The sequence below is a fragment of the Pedobacter frigidisoli genome (assembly GCF_004331675.1).
In the GTDB taxonomy this organism is placed as follows: domain Bacteria; phylum Bacteroidota; class Bacteroidia; order Sphingobacteriales; family Sphingobacteriaceae; genus Pedobacter; species Pedobacter frigidisoli.
The window spans coordinates 42,296-58,749 of sequence record NZ_SJSN01000021.1; the positions used below are offsets into that span (position 1 = coordinate 42,296).

A 16,454-nucleotide genomic window follows, 5' to 3' on the forward strand; every position below is an offset into this window, starting at 1 on the left:
ATCATGAACAGAAGATCCTTTATACAAAAATCAAGTTTATTAACCACAACCTTATTTGTTAGCTTAAAATCTTTTCCATCATCTCTATTTTCTGTGGATGGCTTAGTAAGTGGAACCGTTACCAGTAAGGGCAAAGCAGTTGCCGGAGTAGTTATTTCTGATGGATACAGTGTTGTGCAAACAGATAAAAATGGAGAATACAAAATTCAATTAAATGAATTGGCTCGTTTTGTTTGGATTAGTACACCATCTGGCTATGAATTTAAAACGGAAAGCAGCATCGCTCGTCATTATTATAAACCAGATGCGGCAGGAAAATTAAATTTTGATTTAAAATCTTTAAAGCAAAACGATAACGAACATAACTTTATCATTTGGGCCGATCCTCAAGTAAAAAATAAAAAGGACGTTGCTCAAATGATGGAAACATCTGTGCCAGATACGCAGAAAGTGGTGCGCAGTATGGGTAATACACCTGTTCATGGCATTGGTGTTGGTGATTTAGTTTGGGATAATTTCGATTTATTTCCAGCTTATGATGAAGCTATTGCTAAAATTGGGATTCCATTTTTCCAAGCTTTGGGAAACCATGATCAAGATTACAGGCTAGGGGTAGATGAAACATCAGATAGAACATTTCAGGCTCATTATGGTCCAACATACTATTCGTTTAATAGAGGCAAGGCACATTATGTGGTGTTGGATGATGTTCGCTACTTGGGTATAGAAAGAACTTATGATGGTTATATCACCCCAACGCAGCTAGAATGGTTAGCAAAAGATTTGCAGTTTGTTGCAAAAGATGCTTTACTGATTATTTGTCTTCATATTCCTGTGCATAACTCCGTAAAAAACAATGATGATTTTTATGCAGTGATTAAAGACTATAAAAACGTTCACATTATGTCTGGCCATACCCATTACAATAAAAACGTAATTAAAAATGGTGTTTACGAACATAACCATGGAACGGTTTGTGGTGGCTGGTGGACTGGGCCAATTTGCGAAGATGGAACACCTCGCGGTTATGGCGTTTATGAAGTTGATGGTACAAATTTAAAGTGGTATTACAAATCTACGGGTAGGGATAGAAAAGAGCAGCTTGATATTTATGTTGATACCTTAACAAACCAAAAGCGGTTAATTGCCAATGTCTGGAATTACGATCCAGAGTGGAAAGTAGAATATTTTTTAGATGGAAAGCCGATGGGAACCTTAGCACAACAAGATGGATTTGATCCGTTAGCTGTTAAATTATATAAAGGCGATAAACTTCCAAATCCAAGGCCATTTGTTGAGGCCCGTTCAACAAATCACTTATTTTTGGCGCATTTCGAGCCAACTGTTACCAAAGTGAAAGTTATAGCCACCGATAGATTTGGAGAGCAATTCCAAGCAGAAATAAATGCATAATTCAATCAAAATCATGAAACTTAAAACTTCCTTTTTATTATTAGCCCTGACCGTTTTATCGCTTAAATCTTTCAGTCAAAAGTCAGAATTTCCTGCCTTTAGTGCGGAGGCACACAGAGGCGGAAGAGGTTTAATGCCAGAAAACACCATCGAAGCCATGCTTCATACCATGAAAATTGATGGAATTACCACATTAGAAATGGATACCCATATTTCTAAAGATGGCAAAGTGGTGGTTACGCATGATGATTATTTAAGTCCAGCTTTTATGCTTACGCCTGATGGAAAGGATATTCCAGAAACTGATGCCAAGAAATACCCAGTTTTTGGAATGAACTACAGCGAAATTAAGCAGTTCGACCTAGGAACTAAATATTATGATCTTTTCCCGAAACAGCAGAAAATTAAAACTCATCTTCCGTTGTTATCAGAGCTGATAGATGGTGTGCAGCAAGATATCAAGAAAAATAAACGCAAACAATTCTTCTACAATATCGAAACAAAGTGCAGTGAAAAAGGAGACGGCATTACCAATCCTAAACCCGAGGAATTTGTTAAGCTTTTGATGGCTGTGATCCAAAAGAAAAAGATTACGCAATTTGTGGTTATTCAATCATTTGATAAAAGAACTATTCAAATAATCCATCAAAAATATCCTGAGGTAAAAACTTCTTTCTTGGTGGCGAATAAGAAATCGTATGAAGAAAATATTGTCGATTTAGGCTTTAAACCATTTATTTTGAGTCCGGTTTGGCAAATGGTTAATGCTGAAATGGTTACCAAAGCTCATGCCGATGGTGTTAAAATCATTCCGTGGACGGCAAATACGGCTGAGGAAATTGCAAAATTAAAATCGTTTGGCGTAGATGGAATTATTTCTGATTATCCAAACATTTTAGTGGGCGCAAAATAGTATTTTGGCGCTTTTAAAATCATCCATTATGAGAAAATTATTGAATAGCACTTTAATAGCCCTAGCATTCTTTTTAAGCGTAAATCTGAGCGCTGCTCATGCGCAAACGGTTAAATGGGATAGTGTTTATCGGCCAGGAAAGTATGTAGAACAAGTTGCTAAGTTTAAGGCTGATCCCAAATCGAAAAAAGACATTGTATTTTTAGGAAATAGCATTACGGCTGGAACAGATTGGGCTAAACTTTTGGATCTTCCTCAAGCAAAAAATAGAGGGATTTCTGGAGATATTACTTTTGGGGTTTTGGATCGTTTACAAGATGTGATTGATGGAAAACCGGCTAAAATATTCATCCTGATTGGTATTAACGATATTTCTCGCAACATTCCCGACAGTGTGATTTTAAGGAATTATAAATCAATGATTTCACGAATTAGAAAAGGCTCCAAGAAAACGCAGATTTATTTCAATACCCTTTTACCGGTGAACAGTGCTTTCGAGAAATTCAAGAACCATTACGGTAAAGATGAACACATCCTTTGGCTGAATGATGAAATTAGAAAATTCACTTCAAAGAATATAACGGTAATAGATTTGTATCCAAATTTTACAGATCAAGACAAACATTTAAAGGCCGAACTTACGAAAGATGGTTTACATTTAATTCCATCAGGCTACCAAGTTTGGGCCGATTTTCTGAAAAAAAGTGGCTACTTAAATTAAAATATTTGCTCCAGCAGCAATAATTTTTTCTCTGTCTATCTCTATTAAGCTAGGAACATATCCTAGCTTTTTTATTGCCGTATATTGCTGGATATATCTTTCACTTTCTTTATTTTCATCTCCGTTAAAAATAATTCCCTTGATCGGAATTTCATATTGCTTAAGTAAATTGATGGATAAAAGCGTGTGGTTAATACTTCCCAAATAATTTTGGGAAACCAAGATAACTTCTACTTCGAGTTTTTTAATAAGATCGATAATTAATTGCGTTTCATTCAAAGGCACCATTAATCCTCCAGCTCCCTCAATAATTAGGTTATTTGCTGTTTCTGGGATGATGATGTTCTTCAATTCAATTTGAATTCCATCTAACTTGGCAGATAAATGTGGCGATAAAGGCTGCGTTAAACAATAACTTTCTGGATGAATAATCGTATTCTGATTACTGATCAAATTAGCAACTGTTTTGCTGTCGCTGGTTTCTAAATCACCAGATTGAATCGGTTTCCAATAATCAGCTTTTAGTTTTTCGGTTAAAATGGCACTGATTAAGGTTTTGCCAATTCCGGTACCAATACCCGTAATAAAATATTTAGCCATTATTTTGAATTTCTTTTAAATGATTAATAAGCGAATTGATTTCCTTTCCTGTATTAAAGGTATGCAGGCAAATCCTCAAACGCTCTTTTCCTTCTGCAACCGTCGGACTAAGAATGGCCCGAACATCAAAACCCTTATCTTGCAAAGTGGTTGCCGCATTTTTAGTTAAACTATTAGATGAAAATAATATGCCTTGAATAGCACTTTCACTATTTAACGCATTAATATTATTATCCACAATCAACTTTCTGAATAGAGCAATTCTCTGATGGATGCTTTGATGATTTATAGTTGTAAGAAGTTGATAAGCAGATTTTAAGGCAACGATATTATGGATAGGAGCGGCAGTGGTGTAAATAAATGAACGAGCGAAGTTGATCAAAAAGTGTCTCAAATTCTGGCTTCCTAAAATGATAGCACCATGAGTGCCCATCGCTTTTCCGAAAGTTACAACTCTAGCAAAAACCTTATCCTCAATCTGATATTGATTTACCAAACCTTTTCCAAAAGGCCCAAATAAACCTGTTGCATGTGCTTCATCAACTATTAAATTAGCGTTATATTTTTCACAAAGTGATGAAATTTCTTTTAACGGAGCCATATCGCCATCCATAGAATACACACTCTCAACTACAACAAATACATTTCCTTTAGATATTTTAAGTTTATCATTAAGATCAGTCAAGTTATTATGCGAAAATTTATAACGTGTGGCATGGCTTAACCTGCAACCATCAATAATGCTGGCATGAATTAATTCGTCGGTTATAATTGTATCTCCACGTTGTGGAATGGAGGAAAGTAAACCTACGTTTGCATCATACCCTGAATTGAAAATCAATCCACTTTCAGCTTGATGAAAATCAGCAATAAACTGTTCGGTTTCTTCTATAAATTCAGTATTTCCACTTAATAAACGAGAACCACCAGACCCATTTTGATAGGAATTTAGTTGTGATAAATTTTGATTAATACGTTCTTTTAGCTCTTTTGATTTTGCAAAACCCAGATAATCATTTGAGCAAAAATCTATAGGAGAGAAGTTTGTAGATAAATTTCTAATCGAAAGGTTCTCTTTTCGTTGTATAAGTTTATCATTAAGAAACTTTTCAATATTGCTCATCGGCCAAAAATAAAGAAAGCGCCACGAATAATCGGGGCGCTTTCAAAAAAAAATAATTAATTACTTATTCAAACTATCCTTGTGTTGGCGGATTAGAAACCACAGGAGCTTTGTCTTTTCTTCCTCTTTCGCCCATTCCTTTTCTCATTTTCTCACCTTTTTCTTTGGCTTCAGCACGGAAAGCATCCATTTTTGTTTTTTGTTCTGCAGTTAAAATACCGTCAATTTTAGCTTTTTGTTCGTCGATAGCTGCTTTACGTTCTTTCATCTTTCCTTTCATATCACCTTTGTCAGCCGATCTCCAAGCATCCATTTTCTTAGCGTTATCTAATTCAATGGCATAAATCTTTGTTTTTTGGTCAGCAGTTAAACTAAGTTGCTTTTCCATTCTTGCAGTTACTTTTTCCGCTCTTTGCTCAGCAGTCATTTTAGGCTGCATGGGCTTTCTCATTTTTCTTGTACTGTCTTGAGCAAATGCAGCAGTGAAACCCATTACTGCAATTGCTATCGTTAAAATTGCCTTTTTCATAGTTTTATATCTTTATGTGTTTGTAGTTATAGATATGAAAAATGGCAAACGGTTTAATCACCACTTGTTAAAAAACGTTAATTTTTATTGAGCTGTGAAATAGATTTCTGCATTTGTGACATCATTTGTGTTAAAGTTTCCATCGTTGGATCTGGTGTTGGCTCTGGCAAAGAAGTTGAAATATATGCTTTCGCTTTCCAAATCTCCAAAATATCTTCAGCCGCAATGGTATAGGCATCGTAAACTTTATTATCCGAAATTAATTTCAAATCCTTATTTTCTCTGAAACGATTTCCAGCTCTCTTATATACTACACCTTCATTTTTACTAATCACAATGTAAGTCTCTCCAGTTTTTACCTCATTCCAATTATCAAGGTATTCGCCAATGATAACACTGCCGGGTTGAACAGGCAACATACTATCTCCCATAATTTCAAATGCCCGGAAAGTACCTTGTCTCAAAGCCGCAATTGGAAGTTGGAATTTAGGAAGATCACTGATATATTGAGGATCTGAGAAGCCATTTAAATAACCAGCACTTGCCTTAACCGGAACCAATTCTATATTTTCCCTATCATTTTGATCAACAGAAATACTGAGCACTCTAAGGTTCGAACCCTGACTTTTCGGTTTCGGTTTCCAGCTATCAGATATCTTCTCGTTGATGAATTCATCGATGGTTAAGTCGAAATACTCTGCTATTCTTTTTAGTAAATCATATTTTGGCTCAGCTCGGTCTTCTTCATAAGCACCGATTAGCGATCTCTTAATCTCCATAATATCAGCGAAATTCTGCTGTGTATGGCCTTTTTTCTTCCTGAGGTACTTTAAATTATTTGAAATATTCGACATAAAAATAAATTTTAAAATAAATTTGGAATTACTAAAATAGTTAGTAATTTTATGCTCATAAAGTTAGTAATATTATTTTGATTCGCAAGAGGGTATACTAAATAGTTTAGTTTTAATTTTTAACTCCTTTATTATGAAAAAGTTTGTTTACATCGTTACCGACAGAAATCGTACTAGTATGCATGTTGGCATGAGTTCTGATTTAATTAAGACATTGGATTTTTATAAGCAGATGCCAAACTTATTTTTTGATAGTGGACAACAATTAACGCGTTTGGTTTATTTTGAAGAGTTTAAAACTGAAGCACAAGCATTGATTCGCTTTAAATCTATTAGCAGATTTACACGAATGCAAAAAGAGCGTTTAGTAAGATCATGTAATCCAGATTGGATTGACTTAACCATTGGTTTAGATTTCGAGAACATTCTATTGCATAGAAATATTACTAATCAAGTTAAGCTTGCCTTCACCAGTTTATCTTAGTAATTACCTGTGTTTACAAGAGGGATTTACTTTGATAGTTTTCGAGTAGTCTCGGTTATTGTTTTATTTTTTCAGAATAAATATTCTTTAATTTTTTAATACTTTCAAAGTATTCATTTTTATCCATGAAAGCTTTTGGGTTGTAAGCGGCTCCGGGTTTGCATTTTTGGTGAAGCTTAAATTGACTTGCATGCGATGCAACCCATAGGTTAAAATCAATTTTTTGCATCGCTTCAAAAGTATTGCCGTAATCTTTCTGAATATTTGGATAATTTTTTATTTCCGAAAACGGCTTGTCAACAATTATTGATGGTAAGTTTGCAATTAAAACCTTATAGCTTGCGTTCTTATCTTCGGTATTGTAAATGAAGCTACAAGATCCTTTTGTATGCCCAGGATGATGCAACATTGTTAAAGTGGTATTACCCAATATGATCTTATCATTATTTTTTAAAAAATGATCGGGTTTGATAGGCTTAAAAGTTACGCCATATTTTCCCATTTCGTAATCAGATTTTCCACCAGTCTTTAGTTCCTTAGCATCCTTTTCATCTACATAAAGTTTGGCGCCTGTTTCTGCTTTAATATCAGCCATAGCGCCTAAGTGATCAAAATGAGCTTGAGTAAGTAATAATATTTTGATTGATTTATAATCAAATCCCAAGGTTTTAATATTCTCTTTTATGATTGGGAGAGAATTAGCTAATCCAGTATTTATTAAGATATTTCCTTTATCAGTCACGATTAAATAAGATGCTAAATCGTAAGTGCCAACATAATAAAGGTTGCCAGCAATTCTAAATGGTTCCGTTTTTTCTGACCATTCTTTCGGGTTGTCGGTTGGCTCAGTAACATTTTGAGCGAAAACCATTATCCTAAAAGATAGTAGGATAATTAAAGCAATTTTCTTCATGTAAACCTTTTTTAAGATTTTGAAACGAAGTTAATCGTTGAAATCCCACTCCAAAAACAATTTTTTTCAATTACCAACCTGGTGCAAATGTTAATCCAAATACTCCACCTTTAACATCTTTACGTTGGAAAGGAATTGCATAGTAAGGCTCTATTACAAAATAACCAAATACATTTACCCTTAACGAAATACCTACACTGATCGCAGGAACACGCTCGGTTGTAGTTTGATAAGTTACAGGCTTGTTATTTTTATCTAAAACTGGTTGTCCATTAGCATCCAAAAGTGGTTCATCTACAAAAGTCGGTTCGCTTTTAAATTTAACTTTCGTATTATTTGTCCATGCTACACCAGCATCAAAAAATAGATTCAGATCTGAAAAAAGAAATTTTGATGGAATTGCCGTTAATTTTTTAGGTCCTGTGAATGGCAAACGAACTTCAAAATTAAATACAGCTATTTTACTTCCGCTCAATTGATCAATGTCAAAAGATTGAGACGATGTGTTTGATTGTGTTTTATAAATTGAATTTGCCTCATAGCCTCTAATTAAATAAGGATATCCGATATACATTGGATATAAACGATCGGCATCTTTACCAATACGCATCACATTGTAAGATCTTGCCGCAATTGTTACAGGTTTTGCCCTCCAGTATTTTCTTAAATCTACTGTGGCACCTGCAAAATTATAGGTACCAAAATACTTTTCTCCACTTAAACGATATCTAAATCCATCTAGCGGACCAGTTAAGCCAAATATTGAATTGTCTCCAACAAAACCTGCATTTAGTGAATAGAGTGTAAAGGAATTTAATGGAATACCAATATCAGCGGAGGCTTCATCATTGGATACCTTTCTTCGCTCAGAACCTAGATAATAACCAGTTGTTGGATCGTAATAAGTACTATAACGATCTATCCTGTAGCTATAATGTGAAAATGCTCCACCAAGTTCAAAACGATGAATTTTACTAAAAGGATAGGCTCCAAATACTTGAACCTGGTCCTCAAAAGTTCTAATAATATCCGTTCTCTGATTTAAAACATCAGTGCTTGTACTGTTACTGCCGGGAAGTTTTTCATACGCATAAGTTGTCAACCCAGAAACATATGGGATGTGCGAAATTGCTGCACCCCAATTTATTCTGCTTTTTTGGTTGATGTAACCCACTAAACCTCCAAAATCATAAATCTCTCCATTTACGGAAAGGTTGGCGATAATTTGGTTGGTGCCCAATATATCACTAAACATTCCAACAATACCTCCTGATACACCTGTGCCAAAGCGACTTGTAGATACACCGACGCCACTGTTAGCCAAATAATCTAACCTAAATTTAGGCGTATAGGGAACCGTCCTCATTGAATCGGCAACAATTTTTTCAAAACGATCGAAATTATTCAGATTTGAGTTGATGATGTTTACCCCAATATTTTCCATTGGAGGAAGAATTGCCGCATCGAAATTTTCTTCTTGGTTACCAATACGTTTTGCTTTGAAGCTACTCAATTTGGCATTATACAGCGTGTATCGTTGGTAGCGATAATAACTATAAACAATGTCATCAGTATTTGAAATTGAAATTGCTGGCGAAAATTCAGTTATACCGCTAATTCCAGTAAAATAATCTGTAAGCTGATCCACCGAATTATCGGAAAAATTGTATTTATAAAGATTTCTAAAACCATCTCTATTCGATAGAAAATAGATGTTTTGGCTATTAGATGAAAACTGTGCATTTAAATTATTTGCACCCGGAAAGACATCTAAATTTGAAACACTTTTGGCTGCAATATCATAAACTGCCAAGTTTATAGGTAAAACAGCATTAATTGATTTTGCTTGAATGGAAGCTCTATCCGAAGAAAAAACAATCTTTTTGCCATCTGGGGAATAGCTTGGTGCATAATCAGAATAAACATCATTTGTGATTTGAGTAACCAATTTTGTGTCTAAATTATAAGAGAAGATATCACTCTGTCCTTCCACCATTCCAGAAAAAGCAATATCTTTTCCATTAGGAGCCCAAGTTAAATTACCGAACTGTGCCACCTGATCCATAGCAGTTTGAGAAACCGTAGTTCCATTGGCCACATTAATAATCATCATCTGGTTCTTGCCATGACTAAAAATACTAAAGGCAAATTGCTTACTATCTGGCGACCAAGCGCCAGCAGATTCGATAAAGTTAAAATCATCTATATGTCCGTTGGAAATCTGACTGCTTAACTTTCGAAGAATTTTGCCGGATTTAGCATCTGCAAGAAATAAATCAATTCCAAAAAGATCTTTTTCAGACATAAAAGCAACGTATTTCCCATCAGGACTGAGGGCAGGAGCAACGTTCATGCTTCCTGCGTTTTTATTATCGATAATCTTAGTTCCTGTAATTTTTATCTGTGAACTATCTGCCTTAAGCATAGGTTTGTAATGGGCGTCGATAGCATTTTTCCACAAACCAGATAGTGTTTTATCATCGTAACCAAAAGTGTATCTAATGGCATTTTCATAACCATATTTTGCTGTATTTTTAAATAACGGAACTATTGTGGTATCACCATATTGAGAACCAATGTATGTCCAAAAAGCTTGACCATAACGATACGGGAAATATTTATTGGAATTGGTAAGGTCTTTTAATGAGGGGATATCACGATTAAGCATGGCATCACGCATCCACATAGAAGTAAAAGCATCTTTTTTACCAATCGAAAGATATTCTGCCATTCCCTCAACCATCCATGAAGGAGTTTGACCTACATTTTCTAAACTGATAGAATCTTTCTCAAGCAAAATATGATATTGAAAAGCGTGTACCAACTCATGTCCAAGTACATGTCTTGTTTGGCTGTTAAGTTCCATTACAGGCATAACAATCCTATTTTTCAACGCCTCGGTAACACCCCCAGTCCCAATTCCTACTTCACCGTTTAATACTGTAGTTTGTTGAAAATCTGGGTGATTATTGTATAAAATTAAAGGATTCTTTTTCAAAAACGTATCTCTAAAAACCTCTTGGTGCATTTTATACCAAGTTTCTGCATCTTGAGAAAATCTTTTTAAAAGATTTTCATTTTTAATATAATAGTAAATCTCAAAATGCGGAGTTTGTAGTACCTTGAAATCGAGTTTTTTATACCTCACTTTATTTTGACCAAAATACTGCGCTTGAACAGAAAAAGAAACAATAAGCAGGAGCAACAATGGAACATATCGCTTCAAAAAAGTAGAGCTTATTTTCATATGTATAATTTTAGTAATGGTGTTCAATAATAAACGAAAATGAATTTGTAAGAGATTTGGAAACTAAAAATAGTAATTGTTTAATTTACTATTTAAAATTTAACACTTTTAAGCGTGCTTAAAGGTGAATATTTTTATTAAATCCTGAATTATAAGCTAATGGCGTTAGTTTTCTCCATTATTCTTCTTTTCACGCTCTTCCTGGCGCTGCTTTCTTTTCAACTCACGTTCTTCTTTTTTGGTTAAAGGAACTGCAATTGCAGGTTGGTTTTGAACAGGTTCTGTTTTCTTTTCTTCCTTTTTAACCTCGGGCTCAACAGCTGTTGGTGTAACAGTTTCTGGAATTTCAGGAATAAATTCCGTTGAATCTACAACAACACTGTCGGTGGTAGTTGTATCCCTTACAAACTGAGGACTAGGACAGTTGTATGTTCTGGTAATTTCAACAGTAGCTTTTGGAAAGGGACCGTAAGTATATCCTGATGTAGGATCTAAATACACTTTCTCCATAAATTTGGCGAATATTGGTAATGCAGTTCGAGAGCCTTCTCCCTGTTCTCCGTTTTTAAAATGAGCGGTTCTTTCATCGCAACCCACCCAAACTCCAGTTACCAAATCTTTAGTTAGTCCCATGTACCAAGCATCTACATAATCTGATGAGGTACCGGTTTTACCACCAATCTGATTATTTTTCTTGAATAAATTAGGCCACTCCCAAAGCGCTTGAGAAGTTCCTCGAGGCTCTTCCATGCCGCCACGAAACATATAGGTCATTAGCCATGCGATTTCTTCGGTTAATACTCTCTTTGTTTTAGGCTTAAATTCATCAATTAAATTGTTATCCTGATCAGTAATTTTTTCTACTAAAATAGGATCTGTTTTAATACCTTTATTCATGAAAGTGGCATAAGCCTTAACCATTTCGTAGACACTTACATCATTTGGGCCTAAACTTACAGAAGGCACAGATTCTAAATGACTATCGATTCCACATATGTGAGCATATTTTACCACATTATCCCATCCAACTTTTTCAGTAACCTGTGCGGTGATGGTATTTACCGATCTTGCCATTGCCCAACGCAAACTCATTTCCTGGTAGGTAACGCTATAATCGGCATTTTTCGGCTCCCAATATTTTGTTTCTCCTTTATCTTGATAGGCAATTTTAACTGGTTTGTCGGTAAATTTATCACAAGGACTCATACCTTGCTCTAATGCAGTTAAATAAGCGAAAGGCTTAAAAGTAGATCCTGCTTGGCGTTTTGATTGATTAACGTGATCGTATTTGAAGAATTTATGATCGATACCACCAACCCAAACCTTAATTTTACCACTGGCAGGTTCCATTGTCATCATACCCGTATTTAAAATCTTTCCGTAGTAACGAATCGAATCTAGCGTTGAAAATAAGGTGTCGCGATCGCCTTTATAGGTAAAGATTTGCATCCTTTTCTTCTTATTGAAATATGCTTCTACAGAATCTGGTTGGCTTCGGAATTTTTTTTGCAGCAAGGCATAAATCGGTAAGTTTTTCATTGCCCTATCAGGATAATTCACCTTTTGCTTTTCAGAATCGTACCAGGGATCTTCGTTCCCCCAAACACTATAAAATCTGCGTTGCAGAGTTTTCATTTGCTCTGCAACAGCTTCCTCTGCATATTTTTGAAGTTTCGAATCAATAGTGGTATAGATTTTTAATCCATCTTCATAAAGATCATAACCATTATCTGTAGCCCATTTTTCTAAATATTTGGCAACTGCGGCTCTTAAATAAGAATCTCCATCGCTACCATCCTGCATTTTCCCTTCCTTGAGTTTTACTGGTTCTTTTGATAATTCTGCCAAGCTATCCTTACTCAAATACTTGTACTTAAACATTTGCGCAAGCACCACATTTCTTCTTTCTAAAGCCTTTGCTGGGTTTTTAGTAGGGTTGTATAAGCTAGTGCCTTTCAACATTCCAACTAACATAGCGGCATCATTGGTTGATAATTCCTTGGCTTCCTTATCAAAATAAATTCTACTTGCAGTTTTTATCCCATAAGCATTATTTCCAAAGGAAACGGTGTTGAGATACATCGTAATGATGTCGTTCTTAGAATAGTTAGATTCCAGTTTAACGGCTGTCATCCATTCCTTTAGCTTCACAATAAGCGTTCTTACTAATGGAATTTTGATCAATAATCCTTGAGATTTATTGTATCTAGTTCGATATAAGTTTTTGGCTAATTGTTGGGTAATGGTACTTGCTCCACCATCTTTACCCAAACCAATTACAGCTCTACCAACGGCTTGGGCGTCGATTCCCCAATGTTTATAGAAACGAACATCTTCAGTAGCGACAAGTGCATTAATTATACTGTGTGAAATTTCCTCATAATTTACTGGAGTTCTATTTTCCTTAAAATACCTGCCAATTAGCTTTCCATCCGATGTGTAAAGTTCGGAACCTACACGAAGCGTTGGTGTTTTAATATCCCTAACACTTGGAGAATACCCAAAAAGCCACAGAAAATTAAGTTGAAGCGCTGAGAAAAAAATTATTATAAAAAATAAAAATATAAGGGAATATCGTAAGTACTTGTTTTTTATCTCTTTAAACATATTGGTTAAGGTGATGTTTAGGTAAAAGGTATCGCGATAAATATAAAAAACTCTACATGCAAATTAGCGTATTTAATTTACTTATTTTTTAGTTCTATATTTAAATTATTGATACCTTATTTTTATAAATGACACATAAATATGAAAAACGAATTTAAAGGATTAATTGTACAAAAAAATAAAAAATTTTCAATTAAGGATGCTAAAACGGACTTCGTTGGTAGTTATAATAAGGAAAAGGCTAAAGATGCTTTAGTGAATTCAAAAATTGAGATCAATCATCTCCAAGAAACATTATATGCATCGGCAACACATTCTATATTGATTATTTTTCAAGCTATGGACGCCGCAGGAAAAGATAGTGCAATAGAACATGTAATGAGTGGATTAAACCCTCAAGGTTGCCAAGTTTTTAGCTTTAAGGTTCCTACATCCGAAGAATACGAACACGATTTTTTGTGGAGACATTACAAAGCGCTACCAGAACGGGGACGAATAGGGATACACAATCGCTCGCATTACGAAAATGTTTTGGTTTGCAAAGTACATCCTGAGTATATCTTAAGTGAGAATATACCAGGTTTTGATGATGTTAAGAAAATCAACAAAAATTTTTGGAAGCAACGCTACCAAAGCATTAGAAATTTTGAGGAACACCTTACTGCAAATGGAACGGTAATTTTAAAATTCTTTTTAAATGTGAGTAAGGCTGAGCAAAAATTGAGATTTTTGGATAGGATAGAAGACCCTACAAAGAATTGGAAATTTTCTTCTGGTGATATTAAGGAAAGGGCTTTATGGGACGATTATATGAAAGCGTATGAAGATGCGATTAACCAAACCAGTACGAAAGAGTCGCCATGGCACATTATTCCTGCCGATAAAAAATGGTTTGCCAGACTAGCTATAAGTGAAATTATTGAAGATAAGTTAAAAAGCTTAAACTTGAAATTTCCAGTTTTAGGAGAGGAAGAAGTGGCAAAACTTGGGGAAACCAAATTGGCCTTAATGAGTGAATAAATAAAAAAAATGCAGGTCTATAAGCCGGGTTCTGTTTCTCGATTGCTCAAGATTTCTATCATTTATCCACTATAAACGTTGCCGTTTATCTCTAACGACCTACCCACTAACATCGGACGGGCAGCCCTACATGCGTTAGCCTATTTGGTCTTTCAACTCTCGGGGTTTACAAACCACCGCAGTCGCCTGCAATGCTCGTGCGCTCTTACCGCACGTTTTCACCCTTTCCCAAGTTACCTCGGGCGGTATATTTTCTGTTGCACTAATCCGTAATTCAAGTTTTCATTCTTGAATTCCTTTCCGTTAGAAAGCGAGATGCCCTGTGTTGCCCGGACTTTCCTCTCTTCCGATTTTACTCGGAACAGCGATAGAACAACCTGCATTTTGCGCAAAGATGCTTGTTTTTGACCACAAAGCCACCATGAAGATTAAGAATTTTGATTATTTACAGTTTTGTAGTTGCGTAGAAACTTCAGTGTATGGTACGAATCCTTGTTTATTTCCGAATGAATTGGTCACGTAAACCATCACTTGAGCTACATCAATATCTGCTAATTCAGGGAATGCAGGCATTTTTTCTTTGTATTCCTTACCGTGGATAATTAACGACTCATTAGCGCCATTTTTGATGATACAAGCCAAACGATTTTTGTTGGTTTTTAAGAAAACTGAATCTGTTAACGGAGGTGCAAGCTGACCTAAACCTTCACCATTTTCGCCATGGCAGTTTTGACATTTAGCTTTGTAAATATCCTTGCCATTCGACATATAGTTTTGCAAATCGATGGTTTCCTGGTTTTGGCAAGAAACGATAATCGCAACAATCGAAAGCAGAAAAATGAAATTGATGATGTATTTGCGCATGGATGTTTTGTTAAAAATAATCGTCATTTCGAGCGGAATAAAATGCAGCCGAGAAATCTTTTCAATTAGTTTCAAAGATTTCTCCACTTCGGTCGAAATGACGACTAAAATTATAATTCTACTTTTTATATTCTGCTAATAAAACTGGAATATCCTTTTTCAATTGTTCCACCTGGTCTTCTTTTGTACCATCATAAGCGCCACGGATTCGTCTATCCTTATCAATTAAAACCAAATAACCTTGGTGGATGTAACCATCTTTTGCAGTGCTGTCTTCGCCAACTGCAACTAAATAATTTTTCTCAGCTAAAGTGTAAACACTGTCTTTACTTCCATAAAGAAATTGCCATTTTGGACCATCAACTCCTAATTTTTGAGCATATTTTTTTAGAACGTAGGGTCTATCGTATTTAAAATCGATAGTATGCGACACAAACATTATATCAGGATTGGTTTTAAACTCTTTGTAAACCGTCATTAAATTGCGGTGCATAGTTGGGCAAATGGTAGTACAAGAAGTAAAAAAGAAATCAGCTACATATACTTTTCCATCAGTCGCTTTATTGGTTGTAACCACACTATCCTGATTTAAAAAAGACCAATTTGGGATGGTTTGGTAAACGGTATCAATCTTTTCTACGCCAGCCGCATCCTTAACGGTTTCAGCATGACGTTCTCCGTAAAATGGCAGTTTCTTTTCTTGCTGACAAGATGAAAGTATGGTAATGGATAGCAAGCAAATGGCTATCGAAGAAATAATTTTATTCATGATATTTTATTAAAGTGTAAATATACAACCTCTGCTTTGTTAAAGCCTCACCCTGTGAAAGTTTGAGGTAATTTTTGTTTTCCTGCAAATCCCTCTCATCTGGAGCTAATCTTTACACACATCTTTATATTTCATTATTTCGGCATACACTACAAATTGTAGGTTGAATTTATCGAAGCCATCTTTGATGGTAATGTATCCAGGTGGACCGTGAGATTTGTATCCGCTCCATCCCGCCAATCTGGCTAATAACCAAGTTCCCCAGGCAAGCGTATGCTTTTTGTAGGGGTTTTTCTGCAACTCGGTTGCGCCTTCTACCCGCTGCCTTACTACGTCTAGATAATCCAATTGGTGAGGTGTGAATACTTCTTCCACCTGCATCATCTGGTCGTTTAGC

General features: G+C 35.4%; 14 protein-coding genes, 1 other RNA gene and 1 pseudogene. 5 read left to right on the plus strand and 11 right to left on the minus strand.

The window, feature by feature from the left end; translation table 11 throughout:
* The first annotated feature begins 3 nt into the window (after window positions 1-3).
* The 3 genes from EZ449_RS20190 to EZ449_RS20200 are packed head-to-tail and all read left to right on the plus strand — an operon-like array spanning window position 4 to window position 3,047.
* The gene (locus EZ449_RS20190) at window positions 4-1,413 is read left to right on the plus strand and encodes a calcineurin-like phosphoesterase C-terminal domain-containing protein (RefSeq protein WP_131562333.1); all 1,410 of its coding nucleotides are present in this window, start codon (window positions 4-6) and stop codon (window positions 1,411-1,413) included.
* Window positions 1,414-1,426: 13 nt separating this feature from the next.
* The gene (locus EZ449_RS20195) at window positions 1,427-2,326 is read left to right on the plus strand and encodes a glycerophosphodiester phosphodiesterase family protein (protein ID WP_131562335.1); all 900 of its coding nucleotides are present in this window, start codon (window positions 1,427-1,429) and stop codon (window positions 2,324-2,326) included.
* 28 nt (window positions 2,327-2,354) lie between these two features.
* The gene (locus tag EZ449_RS20200) at window positions 2,355-3,047 is read left to right on the plus strand and encodes a GDSL-type esterase/lipase family protein (RefSeq protein ID WP_131562337.1); all 693 of its coding nucleotides are present in this window, start codon (window positions 2,355-2,357) and stop codon (window positions 3,045-3,047) included.
* Here EZ449_RS20200 and bioD read toward each other — a convergent pair.
* From bioD to EZ449_RS20220, 4 genes are all read right to left on the minus strand, one after another.
* On the minus strand, window positions 3,039-3,647 hold the full coding sequence (gene bioD, locus EZ449_RS20205) for a dethiobiotin synthase (RefSeq protein WP_131562339.1): 609 nt from the start codon (window positions 3,645-3,647) through the stop codon (window positions 3,039-3,041). The two genes, EZ449_RS20200 and bioD, sit on opposite strands and share 9 nt — an antisense overlap.
* Window positions 3,640-4,770, minus strand: a complete 1,131-nt coding sequence (locus EZ449_RS20210; RefSeq protein ID WP_131562341.1) for an aminotransferase class I/II-fold pyridoxal phosphate-dependent enzyme — start codon at window positions 4,768-4,770, stop codon at window positions 3,640-3,642. The genes bioD and EZ449_RS20210 overlap by 8 nt, the downstream gene beginning before the upstream one ends.
* A 73-nt stretch (window positions 4,771-4,843) precedes the next feature.
* Window positions 4,844-5,299 carry a hypothetical protein gene (locus EZ449_RS20215; protein WP_131562343.1) on the minus strand — a complete coding sequence of 152 codons (456 nt, stop codon included), beginning with the start codon at window positions 5,297-5,299 and terminating at the stop codon, window positions 4,844-4,846.
* Between the two features lie 77 nt (window positions 5,300-5,376).
* On the minus strand, window positions 5,377-6,153 hold the full coding sequence (locus EZ449_RS20220) for an XRE family transcriptional regulator (RefSeq protein WP_131562345.1): 777 nt from the start codon (window positions 6,151-6,153) through the stop codon (window positions 5,377-5,379).
* 133 nt (window positions 6,154-6,286) lie between these two features.
* Here EZ449_RS20220 and EZ449_RS20225 point away from each other — a divergent pair, with 133 nt between their 5' ends.
* Complete coding sequence (locus tag EZ449_RS20225; protein ID WP_131562347.1) at window positions 6,287-6,637, plus strand: GIY-YIG nuclease family protein; 351 nt, start codon at window positions 6,287-6,289, stop codon at window positions 6,635-6,637.
* A gap of 55 nt (window positions 6,638-6,692) precedes the next feature.
* On the opposite strand, the gene bla is transcribed toward EZ449_RS20225, so the two are convergent.
* The 3 genes from bla to EZ449_RS20240 form a co-directional block, all read right to left on the minus strand.
* A complete protein-coding gene (gene bla, locus EZ449_RS20230) occupies window positions 6,693-7,550 on the minus strand; it encodes a subclass B3 metallo-beta-lactamase (protein ID WP_131562349.1) in 858 nt (285 codons plus the stop codon).
* 70 nt (window positions 7,551-7,620) lie between these two features.
* On the minus strand, window positions 7,621-10,797 hold the full coding sequence (locus EZ449_RS20235; RefSeq protein WP_131562351.1) for a peptidase MA family metallohydrolase: 3,177 nt from the start codon (window positions 10,795-10,797) through the stop codon (window positions 7,621-7,623).
* A gap of 165 nt (window positions 10,798-10,962) precedes the next feature.
* The gene (locus tag EZ449_RS20240) at window positions 10,963-13,404 is read right to left on the minus strand and encodes a transglycosylase domain-containing protein (RefSeq protein WP_131562353.1); all 2,442 of its coding nucleotides are present in this window, start codon (window positions 13,402-13,404) and stop codon (window positions 10,963-10,965) included.
* A gap of 141 nt (window positions 13,405-13,545) precedes the next feature.
* Here EZ449_RS20240 and EZ449_RS20245 point away from each other — a divergent pair, with 141 nt between their 5' ends.
* Window positions 13,546-14,424 (plus strand): polyphosphate kinase 2 family protein, encoded by an 879-nt coding sequence (locus EZ449_RS20245; RefSeq protein WP_131562355.1) that lies wholly within the window; start codon window positions 13,546-13,548, stop codon window positions 14,422-14,424.
* 4 nt (window positions 14,425-14,428) lie between these two features.
* On the opposite strand, the gene rnpB is transcribed toward EZ449_RS20245, so the two are convergent.
* From rnpB to EZ449_RS20265, 4 genes and pseudogenes are all read right to left on the minus strand, one after another.
* An RNA gene (gene rnpB / locus EZ449_RS20250) (RNase P RNA component class A) lies at window positions 14,429-14,808 on the minus strand.
* A 57-nt stretch (window positions 14,809-14,865) separates the two neighbouring features.
* Window positions 14,866-15,315 carry a c-type cytochrome gene (locus EZ449_RS20255; protein WP_225872387.1) on the minus strand — a complete coding sequence of 150 codons (450 nt, stop codon included), beginning with the start codon at window positions 15,313-15,315 and terminating at the stop codon, window positions 14,866-14,868.
* Window positions 15,316-15,406: 91 nt separating this feature from the next.
* Window positions 15,407-16,057: an SCO family protein gene (locus EZ449_RS20260; protein WP_131562357.1), complete on the minus strand. Its 651-nt coding sequence runs from the start codon at window positions 16,055-16,057 to the stop codon at window positions 15,407-15,409.
* Window positions 16,058-16,162: 105 nt separating this feature from the next.
* Window positions 16,163-16,454: pseudogene (locus tag EZ449_RS20265) on the minus strand (hypothetical protein); the annotation flags it as partial.

Bases quoted from the DNA above. Each gene is read 5' to 3' on its own strand.
- EZ449_RS20190 (WP_131562333.1), top strand. From the start codon at position 4: ATGAACAGAAGATCCTTTATACAAAAATCAAGTTTATTAACCACAACC.
- EZ449_RS20195 (WP_131562335.1), top strand. From the start codon at position 1,427: ATGAAACTTAAAACTTCCTTTTTATTATTAGCCCTGACCGTTTTATCG.
- EZ449_RS20200 (WP_131562337.1), top strand. From the start codon at position 2,355: ATGAGAAAATTATTGAATAGCACTTTAATAGCCCTAGCATTCTTTTTA.
- bioD (WP_131562339.1), bottom strand. From the start codon at position 3,647: ATGGCTAAATATTTTATTACGGGTATTGGTACCGGAATTGGCAAAACC.
- EZ449_RS20210 (WP_131562341.1), bottom strand. From the start codon at position 4,770: ATGAGCAATATTGAAAAGTTTCTTAATGATAAACTTATACAACGAAAA.
- EZ449_RS20215 (WP_131562343.1), bottom strand. From the start codon at position 5,299: ATGAAAAAGGCAATTTTAACGATAGCAATTGCAGTAATGGGTTTCACT.
- EZ449_RS20220 (WP_131562345.1), bottom strand. From the start codon at position 6,153: ATGTCGAATATTTCAAATAATTTAAAGTACCTCAGGAAGAAAAAAGGC.
- EZ449_RS20225 (WP_131562347.1), top strand. From the start codon at position 6,287: ATGAAAAAGTTTGTTTACATCGTTACCGACAGAAATCGTACTAGTATG.
- bla (WP_131562349.1), bottom strand. From the start codon at position 7,550: ATGAAGAAAATTGCTTTAATTATCCTACTATCTTTTAGGATAATGGTT.
- EZ449_RS20235 (WP_131562351.1), bottom strand. From the start codon at position 10,797: ATGAAAATAAGCTCTACTTTTTTGAAGCGATATGTTCCATTGTTGCTC.
- EZ449_RS20240 (WP_131562353.1), bottom strand. From the start codon at position 13,404: ATGTTTAAAGAGATAAAAAACAAGTACTTACGATATTCCCTTATATTT.
- EZ449_RS20245 (WP_131562355.1), top strand. From the start codon at position 13,546: ATGAAAAACGAATTTAAAGGATTAATTGTACAAAAAAATAAAAAATTT.
- EZ449_RS20255 (WP_225872387.1), bottom strand. From the start codon at position 15,315: ATGACGATTATTTTTAACAAAACATCCATGCGCAAATACATCATCAAT.
- EZ449_RS20260 (WP_131562357.1), bottom strand. From the start codon at position 16,057: ATGAATAAAATTATTTCTTCGATAGCCATTTGCTTGCTATCCATTACC.